The organism is Polaribacter sp. 2405UD43-2 (assembly GCF_058147125.1).
The window spans coordinates 333,743-353,800 of sequence record NZ_JBYVJX010000001.1 but is presented as its reverse complement, the minus strand read 5'-3'; the positions used below and the strand labels follow the sequence as shown (position 1 = coordinate 353,800).

Annotated in this window: 20 protein-coding genes; 14 read left to right on the top strand and 6 right to left on the bottom strand. The window is 29.4% G+C overall.

Going from position 1 to position 20,058, the window contains the following annotated elements; genetic code table 11:
• Window positions 1-38 precede the first annotated feature (38 nt).
• A complete protein-coding gene (locus tag ACY2RX_RS01770) occupies window positions 39-518 on the top strand; it encodes a hypothetical protein (protein ID WP_490102237.1) in 480 nt (159 codons plus the stop codon).
• Between the two features lie 21 nt (window positions 519-539).
• Here the strand turns inward: ACY2RX_RS01770 and ACY2RX_RS01765 are convergent, their stop codons facing one another.
• Together ACY2RX_RS01765 and ACY2RX_RS01760 are read right to left on the bottom strand one after the other, a co-directional pair.
• Entirely contained in the window at window positions 540-1,337 is a 798-nt protein-coding gene (locus tag ACY2RX_RS01765; protein ID WP_490102236.1) for a TerC family protein, read from the bottom strand.
• A gap of 66 nt (window positions 1,338-1,403) precedes the next feature.
• The gene (locus ACY2RX_RS01760) at window positions 1,404-2,183 is read right to left on the bottom strand and encodes a sulfite exporter TauE/SafE family protein (RefSeq protein ID WP_490102235.1); all 780 of its coding nucleotides are present in this window, start codon (window positions 2,181-2,183) and stop codon (window positions 1,404-1,406) included.
• A 143-nt stretch (window positions 2,184-2,326) separates the two neighbouring features.
• Here ACY2RX_RS01760 and acs point away from each other — a divergent pair, with 143 nt between their 5' ends.
• Both acs and ACY2RX_RS01750 read left to right on the top strand, forming a co-directional pair.
• Window positions 2,327-4,258, top strand: a complete 1,932-nt coding sequence (gene acs, locus ACY2RX_RS01755; protein ID WP_490102518.1) for an acetate--CoA ligase — start codon at window positions 2,327-2,329, stop codon at window positions 4,256-4,258.
• A gap of 33 nt (window positions 4,259-4,291) precedes the next feature.
• Window positions 4,292-5,056, top strand: coding sequence for a DUF6503 family protein (locus ACY2RX_RS01750; RefSeq protein WP_490102234.1), 765 nt, complete (start codon window positions 4,292-4,294; stop codon window positions 5,054-5,056).
• Between the two features lie 12 nt (window positions 5,057-5,068).
• On the opposite strand, the gene ACY2RX_RS01745 is transcribed toward ACY2RX_RS01750, so the two are convergent.
• Window positions 5,069-5,611, bottom strand: a complete 543-nt coding sequence (locus ACY2RX_RS01745) for an NUDIX hydrolase (RefSeq protein ID WP_490102233.1) — start codon at window positions 5,609-5,611, stop codon at window positions 5,069-5,071.
• Window positions 5,612-5,800: 189 nt separating this feature from the next.
• Window positions 5,801-6,889 carry a M42 family metallopeptidase gene (locus ACY2RX_RS01740; RefSeq protein WP_490102232.1) on the bottom strand — a complete coding sequence of 363 codons (1,089 nt, stop codon included), beginning with the start codon at window positions 6,887-6,889 and terminating at the stop codon, window positions 5,801-5,803.
• Window positions 6,890-7,122: 233 nt separating this feature from the next.
• On the opposite strand from ACY2RX_RS01740, the gene ACY2RX_RS01735 reads away from it, so the two are divergent.
• The 3 genes from ACY2RX_RS01735 to ACY2RX_RS01725 are packed head-to-tail and all read left to right on the top strand — an operon-like array spanning window position 7,123 to window position 12,375.
• A complete protein-coding gene (locus tag ACY2RX_RS01735; protein ID WP_490102231.1) occupies window positions 7,123-8,010 on the top strand; it encodes an ABC transporter ATP-binding protein in 888 nt (295 codons plus the stop codon).
• Between the two features lie 47 nt (window positions 8,011-8,057).
• Window positions 8,058-11,714, top strand: a complete 3,657-nt coding sequence (locus ACY2RX_RS01730) for a M1 family aminopeptidase (protein ID WP_490102230.1) — start codon at window positions 8,058-8,060, stop codon at window positions 11,712-11,714.
• Window positions 11,715-11,718: 4 nt separating this feature from the next.
• Window positions 11,719-12,375: a lysoplasmalogenase gene (locus ACY2RX_RS01725; RefSeq protein ID WP_490102229.1), complete on the top strand. Its 657-nt coding sequence runs from the start codon at window positions 11,719-11,721 to the stop codon at window positions 12,373-12,375.
• 337 nt (window positions 12,376-12,712) lie between these two features.
• Here ACY2RX_RS01725 and ACY2RX_RS01720 read toward each other — a convergent pair whose 3' ends face one another.
• Complete coding sequence (locus tag ACY2RX_RS01720) at window positions 12,713-13,087, bottom strand: DoxX family membrane protein (RefSeq protein ID WP_490102228.1); 375 nt, start codon at window positions 13,085-13,087, stop codon at window positions 12,713-12,715.
• 78 nt (window positions 13,088-13,165) lie between these two features.
• Here ACY2RX_RS01720 and ACY2RX_RS01715 point away from each other — a divergent pair, with 78 nt between their 5' ends.
• The 8 genes from ACY2RX_RS01715 (at window position 13,166) to porD (ending at window position 19,720) form a co-directional block, all read left to right on the top strand.
• Window positions 13,166-14,248 carry an esterase-like activity of phytase family protein gene (locus ACY2RX_RS01715; protein ID WP_490102227.1) on the top strand — a complete coding sequence of 361 codons (1,083 nt, stop codon included), beginning with the start codon at window positions 13,166-13,168 and terminating at the stop codon, window positions 14,246-14,248.
• Window positions 14,249-14,282: 34 nt separating this feature from the next.
• Window positions 14,283-14,804, top strand: coding sequence for a DUF6913 domain-containing protein (locus tag ACY2RX_RS01710; protein WP_490102226.1), 522 nt, complete (start codon window positions 14,283-14,285; stop codon window positions 14,802-14,804).
• 98 nt (window positions 14,805-14,902) lie between these two features.
• Window positions 14,903-15,778 carry a 4-hydroxy-tetrahydrodipicolinate synthase gene (gene dapA / locus ACY2RX_RS01705; protein WP_490102225.1) on the top strand — a complete coding sequence of 292 codons (876 nt, stop codon included), beginning with the start codon at window positions 14,903-14,905 and terminating at the stop codon, window positions 15,776-15,778.
• A 22-nt stretch (window positions 15,779-15,800) separates the two neighbouring features.
• Complete coding sequence (locus ACY2RX_RS01700; RefSeq protein ID WP_490102224.1) at window positions 15,801-16,310, top strand: ferritin; 510 nt, start codon at window positions 15,801-15,803, stop codon at window positions 16,308-16,310.
• A 122-nt stretch (window positions 16,311-16,432) separates the two neighbouring features.
• Entirely contained in the window at window positions 16,433-17,296 is an 864-nt protein-coding gene (locus ACY2RX_RS01695; protein ID WP_490102223.1) for an outer membrane protein assembly factor BamD, read from the top strand.
• 9 nt (window positions 17,297-17,305) lie between these two features.
• On the top strand, window positions 17,306-17,626 hold the full coding sequence (locus tag ACY2RX_RS01690; protein WP_490102222.1) for a DNA-directed RNA polymerase subunit omega: 321 nt from the start codon (window positions 17,306-17,308) through the stop codon (window positions 17,624-17,626).
• Complete coding sequence (coaBC, locus tag ACY2RX_RS01685; RefSeq protein ID WP_490102221.1) at window positions 17,626-18,837, top strand: bifunctional phosphopantothenoylcysteine decarboxylase/phosphopantothenate--cysteine ligase CoaBC; 1,212 nt, start codon at window positions 17,626-17,628, stop codon at window positions 18,835-18,837. Before ACY2RX_RS01690 ends, coaBC begins: the two co-directional genes overlap by 1 nt.
• Window positions 18,830-19,720 (top strand): type IX secretion system protein PorD, encoded by an 891-nt coding sequence (porD, locus tag ACY2RX_RS01680; RefSeq protein WP_490102220.1) that lies wholly within the window; start codon window positions 18,830-18,832, stop codon window positions 19,718-19,720. Before coaBC ends, porD begins: the two co-directional genes overlap by 8 nt.
• Before the next feature lie 55 nt (window positions 19,721-19,775).
• Here the strand turns inward: porD and ACY2RX_RS01675 are convergent, their stop codons facing one another.
• Window positions 19,776-20,045, bottom strand: coding sequence for a helix-turn-helix domain-containing protein (locus ACY2RX_RS01675; RefSeq protein ID WP_490102219.1), 270 nt, complete (start codon window positions 20,043-20,045; stop codon window positions 19,776-19,778).
• Window positions 20,046-20,058: the final 13 nt, after the last annotated feature.

The following is a 20,058-nucleotide window of genomic DNA, read 5'->3' as shown; positions in this document are numbered from 1 at the left end:
ATTGCTACCTTTTTTCTTTTTAATAGTATGTTAACTTGATGAAAGCGGTTACTGTAAAACAAATAAAAGATGAATTAAAGCATAAGTCAGTAAATGATTTAATAGAACTCTGCTTGCATTTATCGAGATTTAAAAAAGAAAACAAAGAGTTATTAACGTATTTATTGTTTGAATCTTATAACGAAGAAGGTTACATTGAATCTATTAAAGATGAAATGGATAATCAGTTTTCAGAAATAAATACAAAGAGTTTTTATTATATTAGAAAAAGTGTTCGTAAAATTTTATCGAGCACAAAAAAGTTTATCAGATATTCTAAAAAGAAAGAAACAGAAACTGAATTACTGCTTTATTTTTGCCAAAAGTTAAAAGCACTTAAACCATCAATTAAAAGGAGTACAAGGTTGCAAAACGTGTTTAATACGCAGGTTAGAATGATAAAAAATGCAATCGATAAATTGCATGAAGATTTGCAATATGATTATCAATTAGAATTGGACGAATTATTAGAACAATAAAAAAGCTGCCTTAAAACTATTTTATTGGCTTTTTTCAGCTAACAATTTCTTTTGATATCTACCTTGTACAACATCAACTATTACTAAAATTGCTAATACAAAATAGAAAGTTGTTTTACTCATTGGTACAATTTCGTTTCCAAAAAGTTTAATGTGAGCTAAATGTCCGCCTTCAGTAACTAGCATTATTCCTACAATAAAAAGGATAAAAAGTCCTAATACTTCATACATTCTATTTTTTGCTAAGAAGCTCGAAATTCTATCGGCTAAAACCAACATTAACAAACCACTAATAACAATAGCAATTGCCATAACAATAAAAGCAGTGGTGGCGTTTTTTATTTCGCTAGTTAAACCAATAGCAGCTAAAATGGAATCGAAAGAAAAAACCAAATTCATTAGAACAATACTTGCCACAACAGCATTAGACGATTTTATTCTTTTAGAATCGCCCTCAACATCAGTATTTAAATCTTTGGTACCAATCATATGCCAAATTTCTTTGATAGCTGTATAAATAATAAAACCACCACCTAATAAAACAATAATACTGTGTCCGTTAAAAGCAAATTTTATAACATCTTTCATTCCGCCAGATAAAAAAGAAAAAGGTTCTTGAAAATAATCGATAATAGAAACCAACAAGAAAAGTAACACAATTCTTAAAACAATGGCAATTAAAATTCCTGTTTTTCTTACTTTTTTTTGATCAGATTCAGGCGCTTTTTTCGATTCTAAAGAAATGTATAATAGATTATCAAACCCAAGTACAGCTTGTAAAAGGATTAGCATTACTAATGTAAAAATAATTTCTAACATATTTTTTTTGATGAATTAAGGTTGATGTTTTTAAAAATTCAAATATATTAAAGTAATCTTTGTTATTTAAAACAAATATTTTATTAAAATTCTGAGACTTACAAAGGCAATTAAAATGGCGGTTGCTTTTTTTAGTTGAATAGGAGTAAAGTAAATATTGCTTATTCTGCTGCCTATTTGTCCGCCAATAAAAACAGTAATTAATAAAATAGATGTTAAATTCCAATCAATCGTAAAATAAGGATTAGAATACTGTCCTATTAAGCCAGCAATAGAATTTACCAAAATAAAAACACTGGCTGTTGCAGCAATTTTTTTAGGCGTATCCCAATTGGTTAAATGCAAAAGAGGTGCTAAAAAAATACCACCGCCAATGCCAACCATTCCAGAAATAAAACCAATAAAGCCACCATAGCTAGCATTTTTTAACGGCTTTTGGTTTGTAATTTTTTCATCCTTAGAAACAAAACGTTTAGAAACCCACATTGTAATTGCCGCAAACAATAATGTGAGTCCTAATAAAATAAAAAAGAATTGCTGACTTATTTTTAAATAGCCACCTAAATACGCTAAAGGAATACTAAAAATAACAAGCGGAATTATTTTTTTCCAATCGATTTTTTTTTGATGACAAAACAAAACCACATTGCTACTCACTACAACAATATTACAGAGCAAAGCTGTTGCTCTAATTTGTGTAAAAATGATTCCTGTTAAAGCTAAAATAGCTAAATAGCTAGAACCACCACCAAAACCAACAGCAGCATATAAAATGGATACAGTAAAAAATAGTAAAACTATATGCCAATGGTTAAAAAAGGTTTCTAAAAGAATCTGAAAATTCATAGATAGCAAATATATTATACTTCAAAAGAATTCATATTGAAATCATTAATTATTTGTATTTCATCGATTAAAATTAGGTTACAAGTAGAAAAAATAAAAATTTCTTTACTATTTTCTAGAGATTAGTATCTTTAGAATCTAAAATAAGCAAACAACAAAACGAAGTTATGAGTAATTACCACATCAAACATTTAGAAGAATACTATCAAGTTTATAGAAAATCGATAAGAGAACCCCAAAATTTTTGGGAAGAAGTTGCAGAAGAACATTTTCTTTGGAGAAAAAAATGGGATAAAGTTTTAGAATGGGATTTTACAAAACCAGAAATTAAATGGTTTCAAGGTGCTCAATTAAATATTACAGAAAACTGTATTGATAGACATTTAGCAACAAGAGGAGATAAAACGGCTATTTTATTTGAGCCTAATAATCCAGATGAAGCAGCAGAACATATTACTTACAAGCAATTGTATGAAAGAGTAAATCAGTTTGCAAACGTATTGAAAGCCAACAATATTGGCAAAGGAGATAGAGTTTGTATTTATGTTCCTATGATTCCAGAATTGGCAATTGCAACCTTGGCTTGTGCCAGAATAGGTGCTATTCATTCTGTAGTGTTTGCAGGATTTTCATCCACAGCATTAGCAACCAGAATAAATGATGCAGATTGTAAAATGGTCATTACTTCTGATGGTTCTTACAGAGGAAAAAAATCAATCGATTTAAAAGCAATTGTAGATGAAGCTCTAGAAAGTTGTCCTTGTGTAGAAACTGTTTTGGTGGCAAAAAGAATCAATTCTGATATTCAGATGAAAGAAGGACGTGACAAATGGTTGCAACCTTTATTAGATAAAGCATCTAAAGAATGCAAAGCAGAAGTAATGAATGCAGAAGATCCTTTATTTATTTTATATACATCAGGTTCTACAGGCAAACCAAAAGGAATGGTACACACCACAGCTGGTTATATGGTATATACAGCCTATACCTTTAAAAATGCTTTTCAGTATAAAGAAAACGATGTGTATTGGTGTACTGCAGATATTGGTTGGATTACTGGTCACTCTTATATTGTTTACGGACCTTTAGCAAACGGAGCAACTTCTGTAATGTTCGAAGGCGTACCTAGTTATCCAGATTTTGGACGTTTTTGGGAAATAGTAGAAAAACATAAAGTCAATCAATTTTATACTGCGCCAACTGCCATTAGAGCCTTGGCAAAACACGGAACAGAATTGGTAGATAAATACGATTTATCATCTTTAAAAGTTTTAGGATCTGTAGGAGAACCAATAAATGAAGAAGCGTGGCATTGGTATAATGATAATGTTGGGAAAAAGAAAAGCCCAATAATAGATACTTGGTGGCAAACAGAAACTGGCGGAATGATGATTACACCAATTCCGTTTGTAACACCCACAAAACCAACTTATGCAACGTTACCATTTATAGGAATTCAACCTTGTTTAATGGATGAAAACGGAGAAGAAATTAAAGGAAATCAAGTAGATGGAAGATTGTGTATTAAGTTTCCTTGGCCATCTATTGCAAGAACTATTTGGGGAAATCACGATCGTTATAAAGACACCTATTTTTCTGCCTATAAAAATAAATATTTTACAGGCGATGGCGCTCTGCGAGATGAAGTTGGTTATTACAGAATTACAGGTAGAGTAGATGATGTAATTATTGTGTCTGGTCATAATTTAGGAACTGCACCTATAGAAGATGCAATTAACGAACATCCTGCAGTTGCAGAATCTGCTATTGTTGGTTTTCCTCACGATATAAAAGGAAGTGCATTGTATGGGTACGTGATTTTAAAAGATACAGGAGAAGGTAGGCTTCAAGATAATTTGCGAAAAGAAATCAATCAAATTATTACAGAACATATTGGTCCTATTGCAAAGTTAGATAAAATTCAATTCTCAGAAGGATTGCCAAAAACGCGTTCAGGAAAAATTATGCGACGTATTTTGAGAAAAATAGCTAGTAATGAAATGGATAATTTAGGAGATACAAGTACATTACTAAACCCTGAAGTTGTACAAAGTATTATTGATAATCGATTGTAAAATGAATTAGCAGCAAATTAAAATCAATATAAAATGAAAAAAAAACTTGTATTATTACTGCTATTAGTCGCTTTTTCTTGTAAAAATAAATCAGAAAAAAAAGAGAAAAAAGAAGTGACTTCTGAAGTAAAAAAAGAAAAATTCCCGGTAGAATTAGGGAAAGTTTTTAAAAAACACGGTGGAATTAATGCCTGGAGAAAAGCCCAAATACTTTCTTTTAACAAAGGAAAAGAAGTGCATACTATAGCTTTACAATCTAGAAAAACGGTTATTAATACTCCAGAATATTCTTTAGGTTTTGACGGAAAAGAAGTTTGGTTAGATGAAGAAAAAAAAGGCACTTATAAAGGAAATCCTACTTTTTACTACAACCTATATTTTTATTTTTATGCAATGCCTTTTGTCTTAGCAGACGATGGAATTATTTATAAAAAAGTAGAGGATTTAGTTTTTAAAGGAATCAATTATCCTGGTTACAAAATTTCTTACAAAGCCAATATTGGTAGCTCTCCTGATGATAATTATATTGTCTATTACAACCCAAAAACCTATCAAATGGAATGGTTGGCGTACACAGTAACTTTTACATCTAAAAAACCAAGTGAGAAATATAAAATCATAAAATATAATAAATGGGAAAACGTAAACGGATTACTTTTACCCAAAGAAATTATTTGGTATAAAAAAGATGATAAAGGAATCCCTACAGAACCAGCAAGACCTGCTACAGAGTTTACTTTGCCTTTGGTAAGCCAAGGTAAATTAGCAGATTCTTTTTTTAAAAAACCATTAAAATAAGTTGGCAGTATTTTAGATTAAATGCTCAATAATTTTATCATAAACAAAACAATAATAATTATGAAACCTTGAAAGCAAAACGTTTTCAAGGTTTTTTGTGTTTTTTAAGGTTGATAAATCAAAGAGTTTAATACCAGCAACTTCTTCTTTTTGAATAACTAATTCATCTACAGAAACTTTTAATTCAGCAATAAATACCTGATGAAATTCGTTGTCTTGAATTCCATTTTTGTGTTTCACTTGATGAATTCTTGTGCCAATTTTAATAAGGTCTTTATCCTTTAATTGCAAACCAATTTCTTCAAAAACCTCTCTTTTTGCTGCCGATAGAATTTTTTCGCCAGCAGCAATATGTCCTGCCACAGAAATATCCCACAAACCAGGAAATACTTTTTTAGTTACTGCTCTTTTTTGAAGTAGTATTTTTTCATCCGAAGTAAATAACCAAATATGAACAGTTGTATGAAACCAACCTTTTTTATGCGCTTCAGATTTTAAAGCAGTTTTTCCTGTTGGTTTTCCTTTTGCTGTTAGTATGTCTATGAGTTCATCCATATTTATATAGACACGAATTTCACTAATTTACACAGATAAAAACATTTATTAGAAAGTAAGTTTAAGATTATTATCTTCAGCTAGGATCCAAAAAATATCATTTTTAAATTTTTAGTTTTTTCAGTAAGTATTTACAGAAGTTTTACATTTAAAAATCCGTGTAAATCTGTGAAATTCGTGTCATTCAATTTACTCAAAATAAGAAAAAGTTTCTCCGTTTTTAATATTTAACAATGTTTCATAAATCATTTTAATAACATTTTCTACGTCTTCTCTATGCACCATTTCTACAGTGGTGTGCATATATCTTAATGGCAATGAAATTAAGGCAGAAGCAACACCGCCATTACTATAAGCAAAAGCATCCGTGTCTGTACCTGTGGCTCTAGATAAAGCAGAACGCTGAAAAGGAATTTTTTTAGCCTCGGCAGTTTCTGTAATTAAATCACGTAATCTTTGTTGTACAGCTGGCGCATACGCAACAACGGGTCCTTTACCAATTTCTAAATGACCTGCTTTTTTCTTGTCAATCATTGGTGTTGTTGTATCGTGCGTAACATCCGTAACAATTGCCACATTTGGCTGAATTGTATCTGTTATCATTTCTGCTCCTCGCAAACCAATTTCTTCTTGTACCGCATTTGTAATGTACAAACCAAAAGGCAATTCTTTTTTGTTTTCTTTTAACAAACGAGCCACTTCAGCAATCATAAATCCGCCCATTCTGTTGTCTAAAGCTCTACAAACAAATTTATCACCATTTAAAATATGAAACTCATCTGGATAAGTAATAACGCAACCCACGTGAACTCCTAATTTTTCTACTTCCTCTTTAGTTGCACAACCTGTATCTATAAAAATATTATCTGGTTTAGGAGCTTCTTCATTGGCTTTATTTCTAGTGTGTATTGCTGGCCAACCAAAAACGCCTTTTACAATGCCGTTTTTTGTATGAATATTTACCACTTTACTAGGTGCAATTTGATGGTCTGAACCTCCATTTCTAATCACATAAATTAAGCCATTATCAGAAATATAATTTACATACCAAGAAATTTCGTCTGCATGCCCTTCTATAACTACTTTGTATTTTGCATCAGGATTTATAACACCAACAGCAGAGCCATAAGTGTCTGTTATAAAGGTATCTACATAAGGTTTTAGATAGTTCATCCAAATTTTCTGACCTTCCCATTCATAACCTGTTGGTGCTGCATTATTTAAGTATTTTTCTAAAAAAGTTAGCGATTTTTTATTTAAAATTGATTTTTTTGCCATTGATATAAGTTTATAAAGTTTTAATGTAAAAAAGTTTGAAAGTTAAATGCCCTCTTTAGTGTTTTCTTTTGATGGAAATAAGAAAAGAAAAAGTATTGAGAACATTTTTTTACTTCTTTTTGTAAAAATAAAACGTTTTTTTAGGATTTCCGTTAAAAAAAGAACAAAAAAGTGTAACAAAAGTGCTTACTTTTACACTTATCACAAAAGTAAAATTCACTAAAACCAAAAATATGAAATTAGTAATTGAAAACTTAACCAAAACTTACAAGAATGGTGTAAAAGCGATAGATGATTTAAGTATAGAAATTGGTACAGGTATGTTTGGCTTATTAGGTCCAAATGGAGCTGGTAAATCTTCTTTAATGCGAACCATTGCAACGTTGCAAAGTCCAGATACTGGTAGTATTACTTTTGGTAATATTAATGTTTTAGAAGACAAAATGTCTTTGCGAAAAGTGTTAGGATATTTGCCACAATCTTTTGGTGTGTACCCAAAAATGTCCGCAGAAGATTTGTTAGATTATTTTGCAACTTTAAAAGGAATTTCTAATAAAAATGATAGAAATGCAATTGTAAAAGAAGTGTTAGAAATTACAAATTTATATGATGTTAGACGCAAAAATGTAGCGGGTTATTCTGGAGGAATGAAACAGCGTTTTGGTATTGCACAATTGCTTTTAAACAACCCAAAATTAATAATTGTTGATGAACCTACTGCGGGTTTAGATCCTGCTGAAAGACATCGTTTTTTAAATGTTTTACGCGAAGTTGGTACCAATTGTACCGTTATTTTTTCTACGCATATTGTTGATGATGTAAAAGAATTGTGTAACGAAATGGCAATTTTAAATGGCGGTAGAATTTTAAAACATACAACTCCACAAGATGCAACTAAAGAAGCAGAAGGTAAAATTTGGACAAAGATTATTAACAGAGATGATTTAGAAACAGTGGAAGCTAATTTTAATTTATTATCATCAAATTATAATCAAGATAATACTTTAAATGTTAGGGTTTATGCTGATGAAAAACCTGCTGATGATTTTATAGCAGCTGCACCTCAATTAGATGATGTATATTTTATCGCCTTAAAACAAGATGAACCTGTTATTGCATAATAACACAATTAAACAATTTAACAGTTCAACTTTTACACATTAAAATTATGTTTTCTACCATATTTAAATACGAAATCTCTTATTGGTTTAAAAAACCAGCCACATATATCTTTACAGCAATATTTTTTATTGTAGCCGTTTTTTTATCCTCAAGTTCTGCAGGAATTTTTGATGGATTAACCTTGACAACAGGATCTTCTAGAATTGTAAACTCGCCAATGGCAATAAACGGAATGTTTAATTCGATGGCAATTTTCTTATTCTTTTTGTTTCCATCAATTATTGGAGTTTCTGTTTATAGAGACTACAAAAGCAATATGCATTCTATCTTATATTCCTATCCTTTTGGTAAACTAAGTTATTTATCAGCAAAATTTTTTAGCGCTTTTGTAATTGTTTTATTGATAATTTTAGTAGCGGGAATAGGATTATTTATTGGGTACAGATTACCAGGAACAAACCCAGAAATTGTGGGTACTTTTAATTTTTATGCGTATTTGCATTCGTATTTAGTCTATATAATTCCGAATGTTTTATTGTTTGGAGCCATTGTTTTTGGGGTGGTTACTTTTACTAGAAATATTGCAGCCGGTTTTATTACAGTTGTACTTTTAATGTTTGTGCAGGCAGTTGCAGAAAGTTTTTTATCTAACCCAGATAACCGATTTTTAACAGCTTTGTTCGATCCTTTTGGCGGGCAAGCAGCCAACTATTATACTCGTTATTGGACGGTTGCAGAACAGAACGAATTAATGCCACCTTTTAAAGGTGTAGTAATTTACAATAGATTGCTTTGGTTAGGAATTTCAAGTATCGTTTTGGCTGGCGTTTATAAGATATTTTCTTTTAGTCAAAATGCGTTTTCTTTTAACTTTAAAAAGGATAAAGGACAGAGAGTTGTTAAACAAAATTTTGGCGGAATTACACGTGTAGAAATACCAAAAGTAAATTATGATTTTTCTTTTTGGAATGATATTAAAACAACTTGGAAATTATCGAATATCGATTTTAAATACATTGTAAAAAGTTGGCCTTTTATTGCCATTTTAATTGTTGGGTTGATATCCATTTTAATTTTTGCAATAACTGCTGGAGAATTGTTTGGCACAAAAACATATCCCACAACGTGGCAAATGTTATTATTACCAGGAGGAACATTTACTTTCTTTATAAACTTGCTCACTTTTTTATATGCAGGAATGTTAATTAGAAGAGGAGAAATGGCAAAAATAAATAACCTTGTAGATGTTACGCCTGCTAAAAACTGGACATTATTGTTATCAAAATTTGTTGCTTTATTAAAAATGCAACTATTATTATTAGCCGTAATTGTTGTGGCAGGTGTGTTGTTTCAAACTTATAAAGGATATTATAATTTTGAAATTGGTCATTATTTAAAAGAAGTCTACGGTTTAATGTTCTTGCATTTTACTATTTGGGCATTTTTGGCAATGTTAATTCAAACCTTAATAAAAAACCAATATTTGGGATTATTTGTATTGTTACTTATTTTAATAGGATTGCCATTGTTATCGTTGGCAGGAATAGAACAATCTGTTTTTAAATACAATCAAAATCCGGGGTATAAATATTCTGATATGAACGGATATGGAGCTGCCATCAGCAAATATTTTATTTACAAAACCTATTGGTTTATTGGCGGTGTAATTCTATTAATTGTAGCAGGTTTATTCTGGATGAGAGGAATTACGTTTTCATTTTCTGAAAGAATAGAAATAGCAAAAAAACGCTTAAATACAAAAACGAAAGCTGTTTTAGCTGTTTTAATTATTGTGTTTTTAGGAATTGGAGGTAGCATTTATTACGAAAACAACTATTTAAACGAAAGTATTTCATCAAAAGAAAGAGAAAAACTACGTGTTAAATGGGAAAAAGAATATAAAAAATACGAAGGAAAAGCGCAACCAAGAATTGTGGCTGTAAAGGTTGATATGAATATCTACCCAAAAACACGCGATTTTAAATCATCAGGAACCTATAAAATGATTAATAAAACGGATGAAGTTATAGATAGCATTTTCTTAAACCATAACAGTTATCCTAGTAAATTTGAGTTTAACAAACCCACAAATTTGGTGTTGGAAGATACCATCCAAAATTTTGATATTTATCAACTTACAAAACCGTTACAACCCGGTGATAGTTTAGAACTTACGTTTGAAGTTTATAACAAACCCAATACGCTTTTAAGAAGCCATTCGCCTGTAAGACATAATGGAACCTTTATAAATAATATGCAATTATATCCTACTTTAGGATATTCATCAGCAGGCGAGTTAACAGACAACAAAACGCGTAAAAAATACGATTTACCTAAGAATGATTTGCGTCCACATCCGTCAGATTCTACGGCATTAGGAAATACTTATATTTCTAAAGATTCAGATTGGATTGATTTTGAAGCCACAGTTTCTACCTCAGAAGACCAAATTGCTATTGCCCCAGGGTATTTACAAAAAGAGTGGACAAAAGATGGTCGTCGTTATTTTCATTATAAAATGGATAGCAAAATCTTAAATTTCTTTGCATTTAATTCAGCAAAATATGAGATTAAAAAAGACAAATGGAAAGATGTAAACTTAGAAATTTATTATCACAAAGGACACGAATACAATTTAGATAGAATGTTTAAAGGAATAAAAGCTTCGCTTGATTATAATTCAAAAAACTTTAGTCCTTATCAACATAGACAAGTAAGAATTATTGAGTTTCCAAGAACTGGGGGTAGTTTTGCGCAATCGTTTCCAAATACAATTCCGTTTTCAGAAGCAGTTGGTTTTATTGCAGATGTAGATGATTCTGACGAAGGTGGTGTAGATTATCCGTTTGCAATTACGGTGCACGAATTGGCGCATCAATGGTGGGCACACCAAGTAATTGGCGCAGATGTTTTAGGAGCAACAATGTTGTCAGAAAGTTTGTCTGAATATGTTGCCTTAAAAGTTTTAGAACACGAATACGGAAAAAGTAAAATGCGTAAGTTTTTAAAGAAAGCTTTAGATGGCTACTTGCAGCAACGTACTTTTGAGCGCAAACGTGAAAACGCATTGATGTATAATGATGGTCAAGGATATATACATTATCAAAAAGGTTCTTTAGTATTTTATGCATTGAGCGATTATATTGGCGAAGAAAAATTGAATGGAACCTTAAAAAAATATGTTGAAAAAGTAAAGTTTCAAGAAGCGCCTTATACAACTTCTATAGAAATGGTAAATTATATAAAAGCAGTAACTCCAGATTCTTTGCAGTATGTAATTAAAGATATGTTCGAAACCATAACCTTGTATAGAAATAGAGTAGTAGATGTAAAATCGACAGCATTAGATAACGGAAAATATCAAGTAGATATTGAGTTTGAGGTTTCTAAATACAGAAATAATGAAAAAGGAAAACGCTTTTACGGAGACCAAGTTGGAGATACGTTAACTTACAAAACAGATAAAATGAAGAAACCCATTTTATCTGTAAAATTAGCAGATTATATAGATGTTGGTGTTTTTGGTGAAGAAGAAGTTGATGGCAAAAAGAAAGAAACAGAACTCTATTTACAAAAACATAAGATTACTAAAATCCATAATAAAATTTCTATTATTGTTGATAAAAAACCTGTAGAAGTTGGTGTAGATCCTTACAATAAATTAATTGACACACAATCTGAAGATAATAGAAGAAAGCTTTAAAATTATGATAAAACAAAACAAAACTCTTTCACCATCAATTTTATTTTTAATTGTTGTGGTACTGCATCTTTTAGGACTTTTATTTAATGATTCTTTGGCTTTTTTTACAAAACCATTTATTACCATTTCTTTGGTTATTGTTTATTTAACGTCCATAAATAAAGCCAATTTTTGGTATGTTTCTGCGTTGTTTTTCTCTTTTTGGGGAGATACTTTTTTACTTTTTAAAGAAGAGTTTTTCTTATTTGGATTGGTATCTTTTTTAATAGCGCATCTTTTATATATAAAGCTGTCTTTAAGTTATTTAAGTAAAATTTCAATAGCAAAAATTATAACTTCTTCATTGCCTTTTATTATTGCTTTTGCAGGGGTGTTTTTTTTAATAAAAGATAATTTAGATGATATGTTAATTCCAGTAATTATTTATGGCATAATCATTTCTACTTTTGGTACAATTGCTTTGCTAAATTATTTTCAAGAGAAAAAGACCGCAAATTTATGGTTGTTTTTAGGGGCAGTAATTTTTATAATTTCCGATAGTATCTTAGCAATTAATAGGTTTTATGAAGCTAGAGAATTGTATGGTATTTCTATAATGATAACTTACATTGTTGCTCAATATTTAATTTGTAGAGCTGTTATTGCAAAAGAATCTAATTAAACTTTTACTAATTTTTGATATAAAAAAAAGCAACTACAAATTGTAACTGCTTTTGTTGTTCTAAATAAATAGATATTACTTTTTTTATTTTTAATCAACTATTAGATATTTTAGGGGGCTCCAATAATTAGGGGGATGATTAGAAAAATAAAATTTATTTCATATTATTATTTAGGGGATATAAATATGTAACTATTATTATAATTACGAGGCTAAATTAATAAAAAAGAAATACAATACAATAGTTTTTATTGTTTTTTTTTGATATCAATTAGCTATGAATTAAGTTTAAATCTAGTTGTTTAAAAATCAGGATTTTAACTATTTAATTTTTATCCTATAAAGGAATGTTTTTCCTCACAGAAAACAAAATAATTACTCCTAACAAAAATGTTAGCATTGCAGCACCAAAAAGTAAACCACCATCATTATTGTATTCTATACCAATTATGGTTAAATGCGATAAAATGGCTCCAGCCATAAGTCCAACAGTTAAAAAAGCACCATACCAAGTTTTTTTTGGTACAAACAATAAAATAGAAGCTATCAATTCTAAAATGCCAGTTCCTATTCTCATACTAGCTTCGTTTTTACCAGCTATTTTTGTAAATAAATCGATACTTTCTTGAGCACCAGAAAATTTATAATAAAGTGTTTGCAACATTATAAAGGCAACAATTAGTTTAAACACGAAGATTAGTTTTTTATTCATAATTATTGGGTTTATTATTTTAGACGATAAGATTAATTTATTCTTACAAAATCATAAATTTGTTTAAAATTCTTTTGGATGAAAAATTACTTTGTATTCTTAATTTATATAGCACTTTTATTTTCTTGTGCTACAGTAAAAAAAACAAGAATTACTTTTTTAGATGAATATATTGTCAATGATTCTAGAAAATTTCAAAATTCAATTTTAGGAGGATTTTCGGGAATAGATTATTGTAACAAACAATATTATTTGGTGGTAGATGATGCCAGAAACCCTCGTTTTGTAACAGCCAATATTTTTATTAAGGACAATAAAATTGATACTGTAGCCTTTAATGATGTTGTTTTTTTAAAAGACACAATTTCTAAATTTTATAAAGAAAATGCGCTAGATTTAGAGTCTATTTTTGTTGATGACGAAACTCAAGAAATTAACTTAGTTAGCGAGGGTTCAATCCGTAAAGATTTGCAACCATCAATTTTTGTTATCGATAAAAAAGGAAATTTTAACCATCAATATAAATTACCAAATCATTTTTCGAATTTAAAAAATATAAAGCACAATGCAGTTTTTGAAGCTTCATCAAAAAGTATTAACAAAAAAGGTTTTTGGGTAGCAATGGAAGGTGTTTTAAAGTCTGATGGAGTAGCCCCAACTTTTACAAAAACATCATCGCCCATTAGAATTACATATTTTAACAAACAATCTAAGAAAGCAACCAAACAATTTGCATATCAACTAGAAAAAATTACAAAACCAGCCAAAGGAAACATCAATTTAAATGGTGTTACAGCAATTTTAGAATATACAAAAAATCATTTTTTTATTATAGAAAGAACGTATCAAAATGGTTATGGTTCTTATGGAAATATAGTAAGAATTTTTGAGGCTTTTATAGACGATAAAACCACCAATATTTTAAATATTGATGAACTAAAAAACACAGATTTTATTCCGCTCAAAAAAAGATTGATTTTTAATTTTGAGGATGTTAAAAGCAAACTAACCAAAGGAATTATAGATAATATAGAAGGAATTACATTAGGCCCCAAATTAGCAAATGGTAATTTATCTTTATTGTTAATTTCTGATGATAATTTTCAAGCTTACGGAAAACAATTAAATCAGTTTATTTTATTAGAAATTGCAACTAAATAATTCCTATTTTTACCCCGTTAAGCAAAATTAATGAATGAATTTTTCCAAACTTAAAGAAGCTAGATTGCATAAAAAACTAGCTAAAACATTATCTAAATTAGAAAGAAACAAGGTAGTTTCACAAAAAGAGATTCAATCTGTAGGTATTATCACTTTAGATGAAATCTCATCAAAAATAGATCTGCAATCAGAAATTGAGTCTGTTTTAGGAGTAAGAAACACTAAAATTTACAGCTTTAAAAAGTTTGAAAAAACAGCCCCAGTTTCTTATAAGCATTTTTCTGAAAAAGATTTTAGTTGGAATGGAGAGATAACACAACCTAATTTTAAAAGTTTTTTAGAACAACCTTTTCATTTGCTAATTGGTTATTTTAATACCAATCATTTATATTTAGAATTGGCAACTTTGCAGTCTAAAGCAACTTTTAAAGTTGGTTTTTCTGAGGTAAATCAAAAAATATACGATATTGAGTTTTCAGAAAAAATAGAAAACATCCAACAATTTTCTTTAGAGCTTAAAAAGTATCTTATTATTCTAAAAAAACTAAAAAATTAAACTTTAATATAAAAGTTGTGTATTCTTAGTAAGAATTTAGTTTTTCTAAATTAAATCCATCTTAAAATTGTAATTTTACATCTTTAAAACACATTGTAATGCAAAAATTTATTGGAACAGGAGTTGCGTTAGTTACGCCATTTAATAACGATTTAAGTGTAGATTTTGAGGCACTTGTTAAATTGGTAAATTACAACATAGAAAACGGAGTAAATTACTTAGTAATAAATGGTACAACTGGCGAAAGCGCAACAATTACCAACCAAGAAAAACAAGAAATTATAGAGGTTATTATAAAAACGAATAACAAAAGAGTTCCTTTGGTTTTAGGTGTTGGAGGTAATAATACAGCATTGGTTGTAAACGAATTAAAAACTAGAGACTTTTCTGGTTTAGACGGAATTCTTTCTGTGGCACCTTATTACAGCAAACCAACCCAAGAAGGATTTTATCAACATTACAAAGCCATTGCACAAGCAACAGATTTGCCAATTATTTTATACAATGTTCCTGGCAGAACTGCAAAAAATATGGAACCCGCAACAACTTTGCGTTTAGCAAACGATTTTAAAAACATTGTTGCTGTTAAAGAAGCAGGTAATAATCAGCAACAATATTATAGCTTATTAAAAGACAAACCAGCAAATTTTTTAGTAATTTCTGGTGATGATGATTTAGCTTTGGGTGTTACTTTAGCAGGTGGTTCTGGTGTAATTTCGGTGATTGGACAAGCTTTTCCAAAGCAATTTTCTACAATGATTCATCACGGTTTGCAAGGAAATAATAAAGAAGGATTTGATATTCATTATAAAATGATGAATATTATCAATTATATTTTTGAAGAAAATAACCCAGCAGGAATTAAAACTGTTTTACAAGAATTAAATATTTGTAAAAATGAAGTACGTTTACCTTTGGTAAAAGCAAGTGCAGAACTTACAACTAAAATTGCTAAATTTGTTGCAGAATTTTAATCGTAATTTATAAATTAAAAATATGTTATCACCAAATATAGAAAAGGCATTAAATAATCAAATAAGAATTGAAGCAGAATCGTCTCAAGTATATTTAGCTATGGCATCTTGGGCAGAGGTTTTAGGTTTTGAAGGTGTTGCACAATTTATGTACGCACATTCAGACGAAGAAAGAATGCATATGCTAAAGTTGGTAAAATTTATAAACGAACGCGGAGGACACGCAAAAGTATCTTTACTAGAAGCACCTCCAACAGAGTTTGGATCCTTTAAAGAAATGTTTCAAGAATTGTTTAATCATGAAGTAAAAGTATCTGCTTCTATAAACGATTTAGTTGATATTTGTTTGCAAGAAAAAGATTATGCTACACACAATTTCTTACAATGGTATGTTTCTGAACAAATAGAAGAAGAAGCCTTGGCTAGAAACATTTTAGATAAAATAAAATTAATTGGAGACGATAAAGGAGGTTTCTATTTATTTGATAATGATATAAAACAGCTCATAACTACAGCGCCAAACCAAATATAAGATTAACAAAGTTTTAGTATCCACAAATCGCTTTTTTTATATTTTTTATTGATTATTGCACTACACAATTTATAGTGTAAAAAACGTTTTATTAATCCATAATTAATTACTAATTTTGCCCGATGCAAAAAATTAAAAATTTAGCGTGTTTATTAATGTTCTCACTAGTATTTTATTCTTGTGGAGAATATCAAAAAGTATTAAATAGAGGTACAACAGCAGAGCAATATAAAATGGCTGTTAAAATGTACGAGACAAAAAAGTATGGTAAAGCTTTACGCCTTTTTGAAAAAATAACACCAAGTTATAGAGGTAAACCTCAAATGGAGCGTATTTCTTTTATGATTGCGCAATCTAATTTTAATGAAAAAAATTATAGTATCTCTGGGTATTATTTTGATCGTTTTTCAAAGAATTATACAAAAAGTTCTAAAAGAGAAGAAGCTGCATTCTTATCTGCTTACAGTTATAAATTAGCTTCTCCGCGTTTTAGTATAGATCCTACAGATACCAACAAAGCTTTAGAATCTTTTCAGAGTTTTATAAATACATATCCAGATTCAGATAAAATTGATGAAGCCAATAAATATTACAAAGAATTAAGATATAAGCTTCAGAAAAAATATTTCGAAATTGCAAAAACGTATTACAGAACAGCAGATTACGATTTAAGAAACTATAAAGCTGCAATTCAGGCTTTCGATAATTTGTTGTCAGATTTTTTAGGTTCAGAATTTAAAGAAGAAGCTTTATATTATAGGTTAAAAGCAGCTCATGACTTTGTTTTAAAAAGTACAGATAGAAGAAAACCTGAGCGTATTAAAAATGCTATTGAAGCTTACGAAAAGTTAAAAAGAAATTTTCCGGAATCTAAGTTTTTAGAAGATTCTAATAAAATGTTAGCAACATTAAATAAAGAACAAACTAGAATAGAAAGTTTAATTGCTTTGCAAAAAAAACAACTACAAGATTTACAAAAGAAATAATAATAAATTATGGATTATAAAGATACAAATGCTGCATTAAGTACTGTTACTTATGATAAAAATGAAATAGAAGCACCTACAAAAAATATTTATGAAGCTATTTCTATTATTGCAAAAAGAGCAGAACAAATTAACGGAGATTTAAAGAAAGAATTGGTTGATAAATTAGATGAGTTTGCTACTTATAACGATAGTTTAGAAGAAGTTTTCGAGAACAAAGAACAAATAGAAGTTTCTAAATTTTACGAAAGATTGCCAAAACCTACTGCAATTGCAGTAGAAGAGTGGTTAAATGATAAAGTATATTATAGAACTCCTGAAACAGAATAATGTCTGTTTTAAGTGACAAAAAAATTCTCTTAGGAATAACAGCTGGAATTGCTGCATACAAAACAGCAACTTTAGTTCGTGCATTTATAAAATTAGGCGCAGAAGTCAAAGTAGTAATGACTCCTGCGTCTAAAGATTTTATAACACCACTCACACTTTCTACACTTTCTAAAAATCCTGTACATTCTACTTTTTACAATAAAGAAGATGAAAACGAATTATGGAATAATCACGTAGATTTGGGGCTTTGGGCAGATTATATGGTAATTGCGCCAGCAACTGCCAATACAATGTCTAAAATGGCAAATGGTGTTTGCGATAATCTTTTATTAGCAACTTATTTATCAGCAAAATGTCCAGTATATTTTGCACCAGCAATGGATTTAGATATGTACATCCATCCATCAACAAAAACAAGTTTAGAAAAATTACAATCTTTTAATAATGTAATGATTCCTGCAACTTCTGGAGAGTTAGCAAGTGGTTTAGTGGGCGAAGGAAGAATGGCTGAACCTCAAGATATTGTATCATTTATAGAAAATGATATTGTATCAAAATTACCTTTAAAAGGAAAAAAAATGTTGCTAACAGCGGGGCCAACTTATGAAGCAATAGATCCTGTTCGTTTTATTGGCAATCATTCTTCTGGTAAAATGGGGTTTGCAATTGCAAAAGCTGCTGCAAATTTAGGAGCAGAAGTGTATTTAATTACAGGGCCAAGTCATCAACAAATAAAGCATTCTTTTGTACATAGAATTGATGTTGTTTCCACAGATGATATGTATAATGCAGCTCATAAATATTATAATGATGTAGATATTGCAATTCTTTCTGCAGCAGTTGCAGATTATAAACCAAAAAATATTGCAACTCAGAAAATAAAAAAGAAAGATGCTACGTTAGAGATTCAGTTATCACCAACAAAAGATATTTTAGCATCTTTAGGAGCAGTGAAAAAGAATCAATTTTTAGTCGGTTTTGCGTTAGAAACTAATAATGAATTAGAAAATGCAAAAAGCAAGCTAAAAAGAAAGAATTTAGATGCCATTGTTTTAAATTCTTTGCAAGATAAAGGTGCTGGTTTTGCAACAGATACAAATAAAATTACTATTATTGATAAGGATTTGAATGAGAAATCTTTTGAATTAAAGCCTAAAGTAGCAGTTGCAAAAGACATTATGAACGAGATTGTAAAAAAAATAAATGCGTAAATTAACACTCCTATTTTTGTTATTGTTTTCAGTTTCTGTGATAAAATCACAAGAATTGAATTGTTTGATAAATGTAAATTATAATCAAGTTCAAGGTTCTAATACACAGGTTTTTAAAACATTACAAAAATCATTAACTGAGTTTGTAAATCAAACAAAATGGACAAATAGAGAAGTAAAACCAGAAGAACGCATTAATTGTGCGATGAATATTATTGTCACTTCTAGAGAAGACAATAGGTTTTCTGCAACACTACAAGTACAATCTACAAGACCAGTTTATGGTGCTACATACGAAACACCAGTTTTAAATTTAAAAGACAATAAATTCGATTTTAAATACAATGAGTTCGATCCGTTAATTTATAATAAAAACTCTTTTGACAGTAATTTAGTTTCTACCATTGTTTTTTATGTAAATATTATTTTAGGAGTAGATGCAGATACTTTTAAGAAAAATGGGGGAGATGTTTATTTAAAGGAAGCACAAAATGTAATGCTGCAAGCACAACAAAGTGGCTTATCTGCTTGGAAAAATGTGGTGGGCAAACAAAATCGTTTTTTGTTGATTGATAATTTGTTATCACCTAAATTAGTTGCTTACAGAACAGCTATGTATAATTATCACAGAAAAGGATTAGATAATTTTGTTGCTAATAAAGATTTAGGGAAACAAACCATTGAAGATTCTGTACTTTCTATAGAAAGCATTTATAACAAAACTGTGGGTAATTATTTAATTCGTTTGTTTTTTGATGCAAAAGCAGACGAAATTGTAAAGATTTATTCTGAAGGTGTAGAAACCAGAAATAAAAATAAATTAGTACAAACTGTTCGTAAAATTTCTCCTAATAACAATTCTAAATGGAAGAAGATTAAGTAAATTAATTACTTTTTCTATATCATTTCTGCGAAAGCAGTAATTTAAACAATAAACTTTATTCCTTAAAAAAATAAGACACTTCTACTTCAAAAATAGCCGCCAACATTAAAAGCATTTCTAATTTTAATTGAGATTTACCATTTTCTAAACGATGATAAGATTTTTGACTGATTCCTAGTCTATCACCAACATAATCTTGCGTGTAGTCTTTTTTTCTTCTAGCAGTTCTAATTCTTTTTCTAACTTTCTCTACTTTTTCCTGTAACAACATATTATTATTATTATTATTATTATTATTATATAATCGGCGAAACCAAAAGTACATTTTTTAACCTTAA

Bases quoted from the DNA above. Each gene is read 5' to 3' on its own strand.
- ACY2RX_RS01740 (WP_490102232.1), bottom strand. From the start codon at position 6,889: ATGGCAAAAAAATCAATTTTAAATAAAAAATCGCTAACTTTTTTAGAA.
- ACY2RX_RS01730 (WP_490102230.1), top strand. From the start codon at position 8,058: ATGTTTTCTACCATATTTAAATACGAAATCTCTTATTGGTTTAAAAAA.
- porD (WP_490102220.1), top strand. From the start codon at position 18,830: ATGCGTAAATTAACACTCCTATTTTTGTTATTGTTTTCAGTTTCTGTG.
- ACY2RX_RS01710 (WP_490102226.1), top strand. From the start codon at position 14,283: ATGAATTTTTCCAAACTTAAAGAAGCTAGATTGCATAAAAAACTAGCT.
- ACY2RX_RS01720 (WP_490102228.1), bottom strand. From the start codon at position 13,087: ATGAATAAAAAACTAATCTTCGTGTTTAAACTAATTGTTGCCTTTATA.
- ACY2RX_RS01715 (WP_490102227.1), top strand. From the start codon at position 13,166: ATGAAAAATTACTTTGTATTCTTAATTTATATAGCACTTTTATTTTCT.
- ACY2RX_RS01745 (WP_490102233.1), bottom strand. From the start codon at position 5,611: ATGGATGAACTCATAGACATACTAACAGCAAAAGGAAAACCAACAGGA.
- ACY2RX_RS01750 (WP_490102234.1), top strand. From the start codon at position 4,292: ATGAAAAAAAAACTTGTATTATTACTGCTATTAGTCGCTTTTTCTTGT.
- ACY2RX_RS01765 (WP_490102236.1), bottom strand. From the start codon at position 1,337: ATGTTAGAAATTATTTTTACATTAGTAATGCTAATCCTTTTACAAGCT.
- coaBC (WP_490102221.1), top strand. From the start codon at position 17,626: ATGTCTGTTTTAAGTGACAAAAAAATTCTCTTAGGAATAACAGCTGGA.
- dapA (WP_490102225.1), top strand. From the start codon at position 14,903: ATGCAAAAATTTATTGGAACAGGAGTTGCGTTAGTTACGCCATTTAAT.
- ACY2RX_RS01770 (WP_490102237.1), top strand. From the start codon at position 39: ATGAAAGCGGTTACTGTAAAACAAATAAAAGATGAATTAAAGCATAAG.
- ACY2RX_RS01700 (WP_490102224.1), top strand. From the start codon at position 15,801: ATGTTATCACCAAATATAGAAAAGGCATTAAATAATCAAATAAGAATT.
- ACY2RX_RS01735 (WP_490102231.1), top strand. From the start codon at position 7,123: ATGAAATTAGTAATTGAAAACTTAACCAAAACTTACAAGAATGGTGTA.
- ACY2RX_RS01675 (WP_490102219.1), bottom strand. From the start codon at position 20,045: ATGTACTTTTGGTTTCGCCGATTATATAATAATAATAATAATAATAAT.
- ACY2RX_RS01725 (WP_490102229.1), top strand. From the start codon at position 11,719: ATGATAAAACAAAACAAAACTCTTTCACCATCAATTTTATTTTTAATT.
- ACY2RX_RS01760 (WP_490102235.1), bottom strand. From the start codon at position 2,183: ATGAATTTTCAGATTCTTTTAGAAACCTTTTTTAACCATTGGCATATA.
- ACY2RX_RS01695 (WP_490102223.1), top strand. From the start codon at position 16,433: ATGCAAAAAATTAAAAATTTAGCGTGTTTATTAATGTTCTCACTAGTA.
- ACY2RX_RS01690 (WP_490102222.1), top strand. From the start codon at position 17,306: ATGGATTATAAAGATACAAATGCTGCATTAAGTACTGTTACTTATGAT.